The 14,423-nt window shown below is 53.0% G+C and carries 13 protein-coding genes; 1 reads left to right on the forward strand and 12 read right to left on the reverse strand.

The annotated features are described in order from the left end of the window. Positions 1-56: 56 nt before the first annotated feature. The 7 genes from nuoF to HY282_13595 are packed head-to-tail and all read right to left on the reverse strand — an operon-like array spanning position 57 to position 5,841. Positions 57-1,364, reverse strand: coding sequence for an NADH-quinone oxidoreductase subunit NuoF (nuoF, locus tag HY282_13565; GenBank protein ID MBI3804779.1), 1,308 nt, complete (start codon positions 1,362-1,364; stop codon positions 57-59). After that, on the reverse strand, positions 1,364-1,903 hold the full coding sequence (nuoE, locus tag HY282_13570; GenBank protein ID MBI3804780.1) for an NADH-quinone oxidoreductase subunit NuoE: 540 nt from the start codon (positions 1,901-1,903) through the stop codon (positions 1,364-1,366). Before nuoE ends, nuoF begins: the two co-directional genes overlap by 1 nt. A gap of 35 nt (positions 1,904-1,938) precedes the next feature. Then, entirely contained in the window at positions 1,939-3,213 is a 1,275-nt protein-coding gene (gene nuoD / locus HY282_13575; protein ID MBI3804781.1) for an NADH dehydrogenase (quinone) subunit D, read from the reverse strand. 32 nt (positions 3,214-3,245) lie between these two features. Next, positions 3,246-3,737 (reverse strand): NADH-quinone oxidoreductase subunit C, encoded by a 492-nt coding sequence (locus HY282_13580; protein MBI3804782.1) that lies wholly within the window; start codon positions 3,735-3,737, stop codon positions 3,246-3,248. A 54-nt stretch (positions 3,738-3,791) separates the two neighbouring features. Next, positions 3,792-4,271: an NADH-quinone oxidoreductase subunit B gene (locus HY282_13585; GenBank protein MBI3804783.1), complete on the reverse strand. Its 480-nt coding sequence runs from the start codon at positions 4,269-4,271 to the stop codon at positions 3,792-3,794. Continuing rightward, positions 4,262-4,633 carry an NADH-quinone oxidoreductase subunit A gene (gene ndhC, locus HY282_13590; GenBank protein MBI3804784.1) on the reverse strand — a complete coding sequence of 124 codons (372 nt, stop codon included), beginning with the start codon at positions 4,631-4,633 and terminating at the stop codon, positions 4,262-4,264. Before ndhC ends, HY282_13585 begins: the two co-directional genes overlap by 10 nt. A 35-nt stretch (positions 4,634-4,668) precedes the next feature. Then, entirely contained in the window at positions 4,669-5,841 is a 1,173-nt protein-coding gene (locus HY282_13595; protein ID MBI3804785.1) for an SAM-dependent methyltransferase, read from the reverse strand. Positions 5,842-5,963: 122 nt separating this feature from the next. On the opposite strand from HY282_13595, the gene HY282_13600 reads away from it, so the two are divergent. Then, positions 5,964-8,543 carry a BamA/TamA family outer membrane protein gene (locus HY282_13600; protein MBI3804786.1) on the forward strand — a complete coding sequence of 860 codons (2,580 nt, stop codon included), beginning with the start codon at positions 5,964-5,966 and terminating at the stop codon, positions 8,541-8,543. A gap of 42 nt (positions 8,544-8,585) precedes the next feature. Here HY282_13600 and HY282_13605 read toward each other — a convergent pair whose 3' ends face one another. The 5 genes from HY282_13605 to HY282_13625 all read right to left on the reverse strand — a co-directional run bounded on the left by HY282_13605 (position 8,586) and on the right by HY282_13625 (position 14,380). Then, positions 8,586-9,725, reverse strand: a complete 1,140-nt coding sequence (locus tag HY282_13605) for a sensor domain-containing diguanylate cyclase (GenBank protein ID MBI3804787.1) — start codon at positions 9,723-9,725, stop codon at positions 8,586-8,588. Next, positions 9,710-12,364, reverse strand: coding sequence for a preprotein translocase subunit SecA (gene secA / locus HY282_13610; protein MBI3804788.1), 2,655 nt, complete (start codon positions 12,362-12,364; stop codon positions 9,710-9,712). The genes HY282_13605 and secA overlap by 16 nt, the downstream gene beginning before the upstream one ends. A 127-nt stretch (positions 12,365-12,491) precedes the next feature. Beyond that, positions 12,492-12,695, reverse strand: a complete 204-nt coding sequence (locus tag HY282_13615) for a cold shock domain-containing protein (GenBank protein MBI3804789.1) — start codon at positions 12,693-12,695, stop codon at positions 12,492-12,494. A 141-nt stretch (positions 12,696-12,836) separates the two neighbouring features. Continuing rightward, a complete protein-coding gene (locus HY282_13620) occupies positions 12,837-13,733 on the reverse strand; it encodes a M23 family metallopeptidase (GenBank protein MBI3804790.1) in 897 nt (298 codons plus the stop codon). Positions 13,734-14,059: 326 nt separating this feature from the next. Then, positions 14,060-14,380 carry a divalent-cation tolerance protein CutA gene (locus HY282_13625; protein ID MBI3804791.1) on the reverse strand — a complete coding sequence of 107 codons (321 nt, stop codon included), beginning with the start codon at positions 14,378-14,380 and terminating at the stop codon, positions 14,060-14,062. Positions 14,381-14,423: the final 43 nt, after the last annotated feature.

A 14,423-nucleotide genomic window follows, 5' to 3' on the forward strand; every position in this document is an offset into this window, starting at 1 on the left:
CCTGCTGAAGCATCTCGCCCGCTTCAACGTTTCGGGAACGACGTTTAACCGAATGCCTAATGCGATCCCGCCATCACGAGCGCGGCGTTGGGACGGAACGGGCAGCGCCGCTCCTGAATGTGCGCCTCGTATTCTTCCCTAAAATGCTTCAGCGTCGAGAGGACCGGCGAGATTTCGGCGTCGCCGAAGGCGCAGACGGTCCGCCCTTCGATCCGCTTGGAGAGGCTCACCAGCAAGGCCAGGTCTTCCATCCGGCCCTGTCCGATCTCGATCCGGCGCAAGATATTCAAGAGCCAGCCGCTCCCCTCGCGACAGGGGGTGCATTTGCCGCACGACTCGTGATTGAAGAACTCCATCAGGTTCATCGCCGCCCAGACCATGCAGGTGTCTTGATCCATCACCGTCACCGCCCCCGATCCGAGCATCGAGCCGGCCTGGGCGATCGATTCAAAATCCATCTTCGTATCGAGATGGGCCTCGGTCAAAAACGGCGCCGACGCACCGCCGGGGATGATCGCCTTCAGCCGCTTGTCGCCGCGGATTCCCCCGGCATGCTCATAGATCATCTCCCGAAGCGAAATTCCCATCGGAACTTCATAATTGCCGGGCCGCTTCACATGCCCGCTGACGCAGAAAACACGCATCCCGGTGCTCTTCTGCGTGCCGAGCGCCGCGTACCATTCCGGGCCGCGGTTGATGATGTAAGGGATGTTCGCCAGAGTCTCGACGTTGTTCACCACGGTCGGCTTCTGGTAAAGGCCATGGGTCGCCGGAAAGGGGGGCTTGGTTCTCGGCTTCCCCCGCTTTCCCTCAACCGATTCCAACAGCGCCGTCTCCTCGCCGCAGATATAGGCGCCCGCGCCCCGATGGAGCACGACGTCCAGATCGAACCCGGTTCCGAAGAGATTCTTCCCAAAGAGCTTTGCCGCATAGGACTCTTCGATCGCCCGTTGAATAATCTCCGCCCCGAGGTCGAACTCCCCTCGAATATAGATGTAGGCATTGTGTGAGCCGATCGCATAACAGGCGATCCCGATTCCTTCCAACATTTGGTGCGGATCGTTCTCAATCAGCTGGCGGTCTTTATAGGTTCCCGGCTCGCTTTCGTCGGCATTGCAGCAGAGGTACTTCGGCCCGGGATGGTCTTTCGGGATAAAGCTCCACTTCATTCCGGTCGGGAAACCGGCCCCGCCCCGTCCGCGCAGGCCCGACTTCTTGACGATGTCGATCACCTCCGCCGGCGGAATCCCCTTGAGGACCTTCTCGAAGGCGGTATAGCCGCCGGTCTGGCGGTATTGATCGAGCGTCCCGGTGTATCCGGGCTGGGACATGTTCTTCAGCAAAATCGGTTCGTACTTCGGCATCAAGACTTCCCTCCCAGCACCGGCAGCTGAAACGGCCCGGTGGCCAAGGCGCTCTTCCCCTCCCGTCGGAGATCGTCCAAGATCCGGTCGATCTTCTCGGAGGTGAGATTCTCATAATAACGGTTGTTGATCTGCATCATCGGCCCGGTCCCGCAGGAGGCGAGACACTCGACCAGCCGCAGGCTGAAAACGCCGTCGGGGGTCGTCTCTCCGACCTTGATTCCGAGTCGATCTTGAAGATGCTCGATGACCGATCCGGCGCCGACCAGCGCGCAGGAGAGGGTTTTGCAGACTTGGATCAGATGCTTCCCGACCGGCTTTAAATTAAAGAGGGTATAAAAGGTCGCGACATCATAGACCTGGACCGGGGTGAGTTCCAACAGCTCGGCGACATCGATCATGGCCGCCTCGGAGAGATAGCCGACCTCGTTCTGAGCGACCCGAAGCGCCGCGAGCAGCACCGACCGCTTGTCCGGATATTTGGGAAACTCCGCCTCGATGGCGGCCTTGGCTTTTTCAGAAAGAACTTTGAGTCTCATCTATTTTTCTCTTAAACTCCGCAATCCGCACTCGCCTATCTGTCACATTCTCCCATCACGATGTCGTAGGTGCCGAAAATGGTGACGATGTCGGCGATCATGTAACCCCGCGCCATGTGATCGAACGCCCCCATATGGATAAAAGAGGGGGGACGGATCCGCAACCGGTACGGTTTGTTTCCTCCCATGCTCCGGATATAAAAGCCGAGCTCCCCCTTCGGGGCTTCCGTTCCGCAGTAGACCTCTCCCTCCGGCACGTCGAAGCCGCGGGTGGCGATCATGAAGTGATGGATCAGGCTCTCCATGTCGGTGAGGATCTTGTCGCGCGGCGGATAGGTGATCATCGGGAGATCGGCCATGAACGGCCCCGGCGGCAGCCGGTCCAGACACTGCTTGACGATCTTTGCGCTCTGCCGCATCTCCTCGACCCGGATCCAATAACGGTCGTAGGTGTCGCCGTTTTTCCCGAGCGGGACCTCCCATTCGACCTTGTCGTAGACCCCATACGGCTCGGCCTTCCGGATGTCGTAGTTGACCCCCGACCCGCGCAAGGGGGGTCCGGTCAGGCTGAAGTTGATCGCATCTTCCGCCGAAATCAGGGCGATTCCTTTGGTTCGGGCGATCCAGATCCGATTGGTTTCAAGGAGGGCGTTATATTCAATTACCTTTTCGGGAAAGGTCTCCAAAAATTTGTAAAGCCGGTCGATGATCTCCGAGGTGAAATCACGATCGACCCCGCCGACGCGGTAATAGCTCATCGTGAGGCGCGCGCCGCAGATTAGTTCAAAGAGATCAAGCAACACCTCCCGCTCTCGGAAGGTGTAGAAGAAGACGGTCATCGCGCCGACGTCGAGCGCCTGGGTGCCGAGCCAAAAGAGATGGCCGGCGATCCGCTGGACTTCCGCGACAATGGTCCGGATATATTCCGCCCGCTCCGGCACCTGGACCTGAAGGAGCTTCTCCACCGTCCGGACGAAGGCATAGTTGTTCGTCATCGCACAGACGTAGTCAAGCCGGTCGGTCAGGGGGATAATCTGGGTATAGGTCGAGTTCTCCGCGAGCTTCTCGACGCCCCGGTGAAGGTAGCCGAGATGAGGGGTCGCCTTGACGATCGTCTCTCCTTCCAGCTCAAGGACGATTCGGAGCACCCCATGGGTCGAGGGATGCTGCGGCCCCATGTTGAGGAGCATGTCCTCGATCCGCTTTACCCCCTTCTCCGGGGTGAGGTCTTGATCGAACTCATCCTCATCGTTGTAAGGGGCGATCTGGGGGAGCGCCTCGATTTTTTTACTTTCCTGGGTTTCTTCCATTGTTCTATCTCAGATAAACGCTTGGATAAACGTTATTCTTGCTCTAAAAACTCAAAGGTATCCCGCCAGCCTCTCCCCTCGACCGGGAAATCTTTCCGAAGGGGGAAACCTTCATCATAATCTTCGGTCATCAAGATCCGGCGGAGATCGGGATGGTTGTTGAAGACAATCCCCATCATATCGTAGACCTCGCGCTCCATAAAATCGGCCCCCTTCCAAATGCCGGTGACCGAATCGATTGTGCAATCCTCCTCGGGAACGCGTGCTTTGATCCGGATCCGATGGTTTCGGCTCACGGAATAAAATTGATAAATCATCTCAAACCGCGGCGTTTCATTGGGAAAATCGACCGAACAGATATCGGTGATCATGACAAAAGAAAGCTCCGGCGTGTCATGGAGAAACCGGCAGACTTCGACCACTTTTTCCCGCTTGATTGAGAGGGAGAGCTCCCCGAGCGCCTCCTTCGCTTCCACGAAGGCCTCCGGGAATTGCGCTTCAATTTTCTGGGCAATCGGATGCATATTCTTTAATTAATGGAGGCAAGGGTGGAAACGCCTCATCCCCGCGAAGCCGGTTTATTTGGTAAAAACCTTTTGTTCCATGATTTTTTCCTGAAGCCGTAAGATCCCCGCGAACAGGGCTTCAGGACGGGGCGGGCAGCCTGGGACGTAGATATCGACGGGTACGAACCGATCGACCCCCTGCACCACGCTGTAGCTATTATAGATATTCCCCGAGGTGGCGCAGGAGCCCATCGAAATCACATACCGCGGTTCCGGCATCTGGTCGTAAATTCGTCGGATCACCGGGGCCATCTTGCGACAGACCGTTCCGGCCACGATCATCAGGTCGGATTGCCGTGGAGAGGCCCGGAAAACGCCGGCTCCAAACCGGTCGATATCGTACCGGGAGGAAACCGAGGCGATCATCTCGATCGCACAACACGCAAGCCCGAATGTCATCGGCCATAAGGCCGATTTCCGAGCCCAATTCACCAAGGAGTCGAGTGAGGCGGTGACGATGTTCGACTCAAACTGACGATCCATCAATCCCATTCCAGGGCTCCTTTTTTCCAAGCATAGAAATAGCCGACGAAAAGAATCGCCAAGAAAACAATCATTTCAATCAGAGCAAAAAGACCCAGCTTTTGGAAAGCCACCGCCCAGGGGTAAAGAAAGACCACTTCGATATCAAAGATCACAAAGAGCATGGCAATCATATAATAGCGGAGGGGGAACATCTGCCGCGCATCGGTGAGGGGGTGAATGCCGCTCTCATATGCATATAGCTTCTCTTTGTAAGGCTTGCTGGGACGAACGAGGTATCCGATTAAAATGGTGACCGCGCCGAAGCCGAATGCAATGGCGATAAATACAACGATTGGCAGGTAATTGACAGGGATAAGGTCGGTCGACACCGTTGTCTCCTAAACCTCCACAAAGACAGTAGGTTTCACATAATAAAGAAGAAAAAAATTAATGTCAAGAGCTTAAAAAAAGGTTTAAATTGGAGTCCCTCCAACGATATCCCCGGCGGGATATTTTTCCCTTGGATCAATAATTTGAAGACCCCTCCCATCCGCTCCGGCGCCATCAGCTGCTTCATGGCGATGAACTCTTTCTTCGCCTCTTCCGACCGATCCATCTCCGCCGCATACCGCTCCATCCGCTGCGCGATTCCCAGTCCCATTAAAAAATGGGTCTGGTCGGTGAAACCGATCACCGAGAGACCGACCGACTCCCCCGCCTTGGCGAGCGAGGTAAAATCGACATGTGCCGTCATATCCTGCTCGCCGATATGATCATAGGGTGCTTCATTCGTTTGGTGGCGGTAGTAGCAGAGGAAGGTTCCTCGGGGCCGACGGGGGGTATAGAGCACCTCCGCCGGGTAGCCGTAATCGATCGTGACCAAAAACCCTCGATCGATTGCCCGACCAATCCGACCGATCCAGTCAAGCCCATCCAGGTTAATTTCGATTTCGGTCGGCCGGTCGAACTCAACAGCCAGCCTTCCCAAATAATCGAGGAGTCTCTGAGTGGAAGGAGGGCCGAGCGTTTCGACAAAGCGGCCTTCTTTGAAATCGACGTAGATCTCCTGAATTGCGGCCCCTTCGATTCGGAGACGATGCACCGGCATGGCATCGATCAGCTCATTCGAGAAGACGATGCCGGTCAGATTGCTCGGGACTTCTTCCTCCCACTCCACCCGGTCAGGGAAACGCGGCCTCAGCCGTTCGATCTGTTTTTCGCGAAGCGCGGGACTCTTTTCCACAATGATATAGCGGAGCTGATTGAAAAAAAGAGGAGACGCCTGCTGGAGCGCGGTGAGGATGTCGGCACAAAGGGTTCCTTTTCCGGCGCCGATTTCGACCCAGGTAAAACCGCTTCCGTCGTCCCCCAAGGCGAGCGACATTTGCAAAAACTGTTTTGCGAGGAGCTCCCCAAAAATCGGATGGACGGAGCTGCTGGTGTAGAAATCGCCCCGGGGACCGATCTTCTCTCCGGCCGACGTGTAGTAGCCGAATTCCGGATGATAGAGCGCCGTTTCCATAAAGCGTACAAAAGGGATCGGTCCTTTCTTTGTGATCTCCTCGCGCAGGATGGCGACCAGCTCCGGTTTCGACATGGCATCACTTTACCGGAAACGATAAAAGGAATCAAATTCACCTCTCACCTCAGAAATGTTTCTACATTTATTTCATGATTTCATCCGGGACCGGCAAAAGTGTTATAATGAGCTAAGCCAAAATGATTATCCTACTCCTTCCGATTTTTTTGTTTTTTTTCGACATTCTCCCTGCCGACGCCGCCCCACCTCAATATGATATTGTGGCGGCCTACTCCGAAGAAGATCGTCGGATCTATGGATCGGAAAAAATTACGATTACCAACGACGGAACGGAGCCGCTCTCCGAGCTCTACCTTTTTCTTTATCCGAACCTCTATCTTGAAAAAGACCCTGACGTCGACCCGACCTTTTATAAGCAGGCCTATCCAGTCAATTTTAACTCCGGAGAGCAGGTCATCACGTCGATCCAAGACATGAGGGGGCAGAACCTTCCCTACTTTCCCGACCTTTTTAAGAAGCGGATCTTGATGAAAATCCGCCTTCCCATCCCAATCCAGCCAAAGGCTCAGTTTGATTTTCTGGTCCATTTTGTCACAACGATTCCGGAAAAGTATGGTGTCTTCGGCCAATATCGGAACCTCGTCACCCTACAAGGAGGATGGCATCCTTATCTTCCTTATTTTGACGGAAAGTGGAACTTCCTCCTCCCGCCGCGCCCGAGCCGATACCGCATTCATTTTACCTTGAACGAACACCTCGATCTAATTACCCCGGTACCGTCGGAGCGCGAAAACGAGGAGGGGTCCGAAGTCACTTTTCTGCTGCAATCGGATGTCCTTGCCACCGTTTCCCTCGCCATTGGGAAAGACCTGGTCAAAAAAGAGAGAAAGGTCGGCTCGGTTGATCTGGTTTATCATTTCCACCATCACGACAAAGCCTATGCGAGACAGGTCTTCAAGATTGCCGAAGAGGCGACCGCCCATTTTTTAAAACGGGTCGGACCGCTTCCGCCGACCCGTTTAGAGATGGTCGAATCGTATCTATATCAAGACTTGGTCGCTTCCGGATCGAATCTTCTGTATATCAGCCATCGAATCTATAAGGTTTTTCCGCTGCTGAAGCGGTTTCATGAGGGAAGCATCGCGAGGAGTGTTTTCCTCCTGCTCTGGCGCGAACGGCTCCCCTGGGAAGAGAGTTGGGTCATTGAGGGGTTGGCCGACTTCGAGGTCAGTCAATTCGTCCGGACAAGATATGGGGGTCCGCCCAGCCTTGAAAAGTGGCTCAGTCCGATCTCATTTATCCCATTAATCGATCAGATCCTTTATTCTAAAGACATTCCGCTTCGGCAGATCTATTTTAGAGAGCGGGTCACCCAGGCCGTCAACGAAGATATCCAGCTCTTCAATCACCCCCGGCCCGAGGGGACAGCCATTTTTTCCAAGCTGGAAAATCTTCTGGGGCATGAGACCACTCAAAGGGCGGTGGAAGACTACAGGAGAAAAATCGAAGCGGGGGAGAAGGTCTCCTTTAGAGAAGTGCTTTATCAGATCTCAGGGAAAAAACTCGACTGGTTTTTCGAACAGTGGCTGATGTCCAATCCGGTTCTCGACTTTGGAATCGAGAAGATCGAGAAAGAACACATCGAAGAGGGATACAAAACCACCCTTACGATCAAGAAACATGGCGAGGGGATTGAACCGCTTGAAATCTTGGTCACCCAGGAGAACGGTTCGAAAATTCCGCTGGTCTGGGAAGGGGATCAAGGGGTGCATCAAGAGGTTTTAATCACCCCCTCCCCTATTGACGTGGTGGAGCTCGATCCCCACCGCGAGTCGAGCGATCCGAACCGTCTAAACAACCGCGTTCCCCGACTCTGGAAAATTCTTCTTAATCGCTTCGGCGGCAGTTATAACATCAACACCCATGTCCTCAGTTACGAAGCGGGGCTGCTTTTTCAGCCGGTCTATGATAATAAGAATCGGATCGGTTTCGGTTTCTCCCATTCGGATGTCGGAAGCGGAACCCAACTCGATTTCAGCCATATCTTTAAGAACAGCCATACCATCAGCGTCGGACTCTCCTATCAAGGTCCCCAGACACCCAAAGACAAACCGAAGGAAGACCCGGCGGGTGTCGCTCACCTCGGCTACTCGCTGAGTTATCCCAATAACACCCTTTTGGTCAGTTCGATTCAACGGCTAACCGGACGATATCCCAGATTCAGCATCGGTTTTGGATACGATCAGCGGTTCACGGGGGGGAAATATGAACATCTCTTCACCGCCGTGGTCGATATGCACCGGACGTTCTCCTTTGCGAATTATCATGAGATCGGCACCCATGCGATGATTGGACAATCTTTTGGGAACCTTTTCCAAAACAGCCGATTTTTCCTGGGAGGCGATCAGGGAATGCGCGGTTTTACCCCGCTGCGATACGAAGGAGACAATATCGTTCTCCTCTCTGCGGAGTATCGCTTTCCCCTATTTTATGAGAGCGACATCAACCTGATTGGGATGGCGCACACCCATACCCTGCTGGGAGCGCTTTTCGCTGATCTCGGAACGGTCACCGATTCCAGAAACGTCTTTCAACCGTCCGACTATAAAAAAGATATCGGGATGGGGATTCGATGGTATATCGATGCGCTCGGCTTTTATCCAACAATTGTCCGGCTGGATGTCGCCATTCCGGTCGGCCCCGTCATTGAATCCGAGAAGAAGATCCATTATTACGTTGCAGGAGGGTTTCCGTTCTAAGTCGTCGGTAGAAATCTTCGAGAGGATTTGGAAACGGGGAATCTAAGCCAAGAAGATTCGATCGCGGCCCATCACCTTCGCCTTGTACATCGCCTGGTCGGCCAGGCGAATCAGGTCGGTCTTGTTTTTAGCATGCTCGGGAAATCCGGCAATCCCGAAGCTGGCCGAGAGGTGGATCGACAGTCCTGCTTTTTTGAGAAATTCATGCGAGCGGATGGCATTCCGCACCCGGTGGGCGATTCGGGAACAGGTCTCGACGTTCGTTTCCGGCAGGACGACGACGAATTCGTCTCCTCCATACCGCGCGATGATATCGACCTCCCGGAGGCTCTTCCGCAGAAGCTGAGCGACCTCCACCAGCACTTGGCTTCCCATCAAGTGGCCATGGTGATCGTTCACCATTTTGAAATGGTCCATGTCGAGAAAGATCAGCGAAATGGAAGAGCCGTATCGCTGCCCCCGCTTAATCTCGATATCCAATGTCTGATCAAGAAACCGGAAGTTGTAGAGCTGCGTCAGGTCGTCCGTGATCGCCAGGTCGGACATCCGCTGATAGAGTGACGATCGCTCGATCGCCAGCGCCGCCTGATCGACCAACTTGAGCAAAAGGTGAAGGTCGGTTTCATCGAATGGCTTCCGATCCGAGCGGTTTACCATCTGGATCACCCCGATGACCTTTCTTTTGCTGACGATTGGAACGGCGAGAACCGATTTCACCCGGGTATGAGGATAAAACTCACTCCGCTGAAACATCGCCTCCTTTGTAAAATCGGCGATCAGCAGGGGGCTCTCTTGCTGAGCGACCCATCCCATCGGTCCTTCACCGAGTTTATAGCGAGCGCTTTTGAGTGATTTCGGGTTGATCCCTTTTGCCAGCTCGAAATAGAGCTCATTACGCACCCCATCGCTTAAGAGGAGCGACCAGGCATCACAGCGAACCATTTTCTGTGCCGTTCCCATGATGACGCGAAGCACCTTATTCAGCTCAAGGGTCGAGGTAAGGGCCTTGCCGACGTTGATGAAGTAGGTCAACTCCCGTGTTTTTTGACGGAGCTCTCGTTTAAGGCGGGTGTTCTCTTCGGTCAGAAGACGATTTTGAGCTTCAGGGGTTGGGCGGAGCGAGCCGCGCGGGGAAGGCGGTTTTTTATCGCTCCTTTTCTTTACATCTATTTTCCGTGGCACTTCTTATATTTCTTTCCGCTTCCGCAGCTGCAGAGATCATTCCTTCCGATCTTTTTTCCGGACCGTTGGGTGGTTTGGGCCGTCTCCGGCTCTCCCCGGTTGAGCTGCATTTCCTGGGGTTGAGGGAAGACGGGGGCGACCGGCATCCTTTCTTCCCGCATCACCTGCACGCGGAAGAGATGCTCGACGGTATCCCGCTTGATTCGACCGATCATTTCCGAGAACATCTCGAACCCTTCGCGTTTGTATTCGCTGAGCGGGTCCTTCTGTCCGTATCCGCGAAGACCGATTCCCTCTTTTAGAGAATCCATCGCGAGGAGATGGTCTTTCCAATGGGTATCGATCATCCGTAGGAAGATCTGCCGCTCGAGGTGGCGGAGCAGTTCGGCGCTGATTTCCGCTTCCTTCTTCCGGTAGGTTTCATGAACCTGTTTGAGGATCTCCTCTTTCAGAGCCTCTCTTCCGATGTTAGGGAAGCCAAACGTTTCCTTAGAGAGGGAGAGGGAGAACCGATGAGAGAGCGCCTCCAGCAGGCCGTCCGCGTCCCATTCTTCCGGATGGATCTCTTCCGAGCAGTAGGTCTCCAAAATGTCATCGACCTGCTCTACAATCATCTCCTGTGTGTCTTCTTGAATATTCCCCCCCGAGAAAACCTCGTGGCGGCGATTGTAGATGACGGTCCGCTGCTTGTTCATGACGTCGTCATATTCAATCAGCTGTTTTCGAATATCGAAGTTGTGCGCCTCGACCCGCTTCTGCGCGTTTTCGATCGCCCGGGTCACCATCCGATGCTCGATCGGCACCCCCTCTTCCATCCCGAGGCGGCCCATCAGATTTGAGATCCGCTCCGAGCCGAAGATCCGAAGAAGATCGTCTTCAAGGGAGAGATAAAAGCGAGAAGAGCCGGGGTCGCCCTGTCGGCCAGACCGGCCGCGCAGCTGGTTGTCGACACGCCGGGATTCATGCCGCTCGGTTCCAATGATATGCAGGCCCCCGACGGCAATCACCTCCTGCTTTTCGCTCTCGCACGTCGACTTGATCTTTTCCTTTGCGGCGCCGAGGGCATCCGGCTCCGCGTCGGGATGTTGCAAGCGGTATTGCTTGAAGAGAAATTCGGGATTCCCGCCCAACAGGATATCGGTGCCGCGGCCCGCCATGTTGGTGGCAATGGTGACCGCCCCTTTGCGCCCTGCCTGGGCGACGATCTCCGCCTCTTTCTCATGATATTTTGCATTGAGAACGGCATGCGGAATCCCCTTCCGCTTCAGGAAGGTCGCCAGATGCTCCGACTTCTCAATCGAGATCGTTCCGACCAGAACGGGATGGCCCGTTTTATTTAACTCAATGATCTCTTCGACGATCGCGTCAAACTTTTCCTTTTCGGTTCGATAAATGACATCGGAGAGGTCTTTCCGGACCATGGGACGATTCGGCGGAATGACCAAGACCTCTAGGTTGTAAATTTTAGAAAACTCCGCCGCTTCGGTATCGGCAGTCCCGGTCATTCCCCCCAACTTCTTGTAAAGACGAAAATAGTTCTGAAAAGTGATGGTGGCGAGGGTCTGGTTTTCATTGGCGATCTTGACCCCCTCTTTCGCCTCCACCGCCTGATGGAGGCCGTCGCTCCAACGCCGCCCCGGCATCAGCCGGCCGGTGAATTCATCGACGATGATCACCTCACCGTCATTGACTACATAATCGACATCTCTCTTAAAGAGGGTATGCGCCTTGAGCGCCTGAAGAACATGATGAACCAAAGAGATATTCGTGATGTCATAGAGGTTGTCTACCCCAAGCAGCTGTTCAACCTTGGCGTTTCCCTCTTCGGTTAGGGTCGCCGTCTTCGTTTTCTCTTCAATGGTGTAATCTTTTTCATGCTTCAGCGCAGGGATGATTTGGTTGATCCGGTAGTAGAGCTCGGTTGATTCCTCGGAAGGACCTGAAATAATCAGCGGCGTTCTTGCTTCATCGATTAAAATGCTATCGACCTCATCGACAATCGCAAAATTCAACTCGCGCTGGACAAAGCTTTGGGGATCGAACTTCATATTGTCGCGAAGATAGTCAAATCCAAATTCATTGTTGGTTCCGTAGGTGACATCGGATCCATAAGCGCTCTGCCGTTCTTGATCGGTTGAATCGTGCTGAATGATCCCGACCGACAATCCGAGGAATCGATAGATCTCGCCCATCCATTGGGAGTCTCTTTTTGCCAAATAGTCGTTCACTGTGACGACATGAACCCCCCGTCCGGTGAGCGCATTGAGATAAACCGGAAGGGTGGCGACCAACGTTTTCCCTTCTCCGGTCTTCATCTCGGCGATTTTACCCTCATGCAGGGTGATTCCTCCCAAGATTTGGACGTCGAAATGGCGCATACCCAGGACCCGTTTGGAGGCTTCCCGAACCACGGCGAAGGCCTCCGGCAAAATGGTATTGAGCCGCGCTAATAATTCCTCATCCGAAGGTGAGCCTTCCGCGAGAAAACTCCGAAAACCGACGGTCTTCTCCCGCAAGCCTTCATCCGAAAGAGGGATGATCGACGGCTCAAGCGCATTGACTTTTGCAACGATCGGCCACATCCGCTTGAGTTCCCGATCATTCCTGCTGCCGATCACTTTTCTTATTAGTTCTAACATTCTGATCCCTAATTCCAGATAAACGGTTTGAAAATGCTCTGATTATAACATAGAACGGTTGCAGTTACTACGCGTTCAAAAAAAAACCCCGACAAGTCGTTCTTGTCGGGGTCGGGAATTCTTTATTCTATTCTTTGCTAACGTTGGCCGCTTGAGGACCCTTCTCGCCTTGGATAATCTCAAACTCAACCGTCTGTCCCTCAGCTAAAGTCTTGAACCCCTCCCCCTTGATTGCCGAGAAGTGGACGAATACATCTCCCCCCTCTTCCCGTTCAATAAACCCATACCCCTTTTTCTCGTTAAACCACTTCACTTTCCCTTTCACCGCCATCTGACCTCGAACCCTCCTCCTGCCCATCTTAACCAGCCTGTCCGGCCTAAATCAGGATGGGGTGTTGATAATTCAGAGAGAGACCCGCGCAGTCCCTCCCCCCTTTCAAAGAGAAGGAGACCTCCCTTCTCCTGAATCTCCTTAATTCAAGATATATCTCATCGGATTGACGGGCACTTCATTCACGTAAACTTCATAATGGAGGTGGGGTCCGGTGGAGAGGCCGGTGCTTCCAACATAAGCGATGACATCTCCCCGCTTCACTTTCTGTCCAACTTTAACTGCGGCCTTCGCGAGATGGCCGTAATAGGTTGCAAGTCCATATCCATGATTGAGCTTGACAAGCTTCCCAAGTCCGCTGTCAAAGCCGGTGTAACTCACGATCCCAGCGGCCGGCGCAATAACAGGGGTATCTTGGCGGGAGGCAATATCAACACCATTATGCATGCTGACTCTTCCCGTAAAAGGAGAAATACGATTCCCAAAACCGGAGGTGAGCCATCCAGTGGTCGGCCAGATGGAGGGGGTGGAAGCCCATAAAGATTGGCGGCTTTGAACTGCTTCCGTTAATTCTTGAAAACTTTTTTCTTGTGCAACGGCTTTCGCTCGAAGATCGCCGAGGTCCAACTGAATCGATCCCATTAACCGGGAGGCGTCCGAATGAGCAGGGCCCACTTCTTCAGGCCCTCCCTGTCCTATAATGCCTACTTCCTTACGTGGTCCAATATCGGTGATGACGCGTAATTTTTGATCTAATTCAATTAAGCGGTTCATCTGTTTCTTCAAATCATCAATCGTCGTGAGGAAGCTCTGAATCTGAATTTTTTGCGTTTTGGCTTCTTTTCGGAGGTCTTTTAGCTCGGTCATTTGACCGAGCATGAGGACATACTGTACAAAAAACCCTGTGAGGACAAGCGTCAACACGGACGAGAATCCCATCAGGTATTTGCAGGTCTTTTTGCTCAACGAAAAACGATATGGCTCTGCGGTGGGACTTGGAAGAATTACAATCGTATAGGAGTCGTTATCGTTTCCCATTACGTCTCTCCTAAAAATTTGGCCGGGATGGTATCACAGCATTTTCCCTTTTGTCAAGTTTGAGATACCAAACGACCATAGGATTCACTGGGATGATTCCCGATTTCAATATAGGCAATCGGCCTCTGCTTCTGTTGCCCCTAATTTATCAACTTTTTATCTCTTGTCAAGGACAAAAATGCATTAATCCTATTAAGGATCAAACGGCATCCCTGGCCATACTTTTGCACAATCCCATTCCACTATTCAGAAATTTAGAAAAAATTGAAAATAAATAGAGAACATTAAGAAACTCCATGACGGCGTCTCGAGAAGTGAAGAAGGAGTTAGGTTGACTCGGTATTCTCTCGGATCCACTTCAAATATTCAGGAGAGCCGTCAACAATGGGGAGGGCAATGATTTCGGGAACGGAATAAGAATGTTGTCGTTTCACTTCCTCTATGAGCTGTGCGAGACACCCCCTCTTACTCTTTAGGATCATGAGCGATTCCTGCTCACGGTTTATTTTTCCTTCCCAAGAAAATATCGATGAGATTGAAGGAACAATATTGGCACAGGCGGCCAGCCGCCTCTCGACAAGAGCACGTCCGATCTTCTCTCCTTCTTCTTTAGAAGAAGTCGTTACCAGCACCATTATTTCATCCATCTCACCCAGAGTGATGACTTAAAAGGAAATCGGCTAAAAACCA

The sequence above is a fragment of the Candidatus Manganitrophaceae bacterium genome (genome assembly GCA_016200325.1).
In the GTDB taxonomy this organism is placed as follows: Bacteria; Nitrospirota; Nitrospiria; order SBBL01; family Manganitrophaceae; genus Manganitrophus.

Excerpts from the sequence above, each read along its gene's own strand:
- nuoF (MBI3804779.1), bottom strand. The coding sequence starts at position 1,364 with ATGCCGAAGTACGAACCGATTTTGCTGAAGAACATGTCCCAGCCCGGA.
- nuoE (MBI3804780.1), bottom strand. The coding sequence starts at position 1,903 with ATGAGACTCAAAGTTCTTTCTGAAAAAGCCAAGGCCGCCATCGAGGCG.
- nuoD (MBI3804781.1), bottom strand. The coding sequence starts at position 3,213 with ATGGAAGAAACCCAGGAAAGTAAAAAAATCGAGGCGCTCCCCCAGATC.
- HY282_13580 (MBI3804782.1), bottom strand. The coding sequence starts at position 3,737 with ATGCATCCGATTGCCCAGAAAATTGAAGCGCAATTCCCGGAGGCCTTC.
- HY282_13585 (MBI3804783.1), bottom strand. The coding sequence starts at position 4,271 with ATGGGATTGATGGATCGTCAGTTTGAGTCGAACATCGTCACCGCCTCA.
- HY282_13595 (MBI3804785.1), bottom strand. The coding sequence starts at position 5,841 with ATGTCGAAACCGGAGCTGGTCGCCATCCTGCGCGAGGAGATCACAAAG.
- HY282_13600 (MBI3804786.1), top strand. The coding sequence starts at position 5,964 with ATGATTATCCTACTCCTTCCGATTTTTTTGTTTTTTTTCGACATTCTC.
- secA (MBI3804788.1), bottom strand. The coding sequence starts at position 12,364 with ATGTTAGAACTAATAAGAAAAGTGATCGGCAGCAGGAATGATCGGGAA.
- HY282_13615 (MBI3804789.1), bottom strand. The coding sequence starts at position 12,695 with ATGGCGGTGAAAGGGAAAGTGAAGTGGTTTAACGAGAAAAAGGGGTAT.
- HY282_13620 (MBI3804790.1), bottom strand. The coding sequence starts at position 13,733 with ATGGGAAACGATAACGACTCCTATACGATTGTAATTCTTCCAAGTCCC.
- HY282_13625 (MBI3804791.1), bottom strand. The coding sequence starts at position 14,380 with ATGGATGAAATAATGGTGCTGGTAACGACTTCTTCTAAAGAAGAAGGA.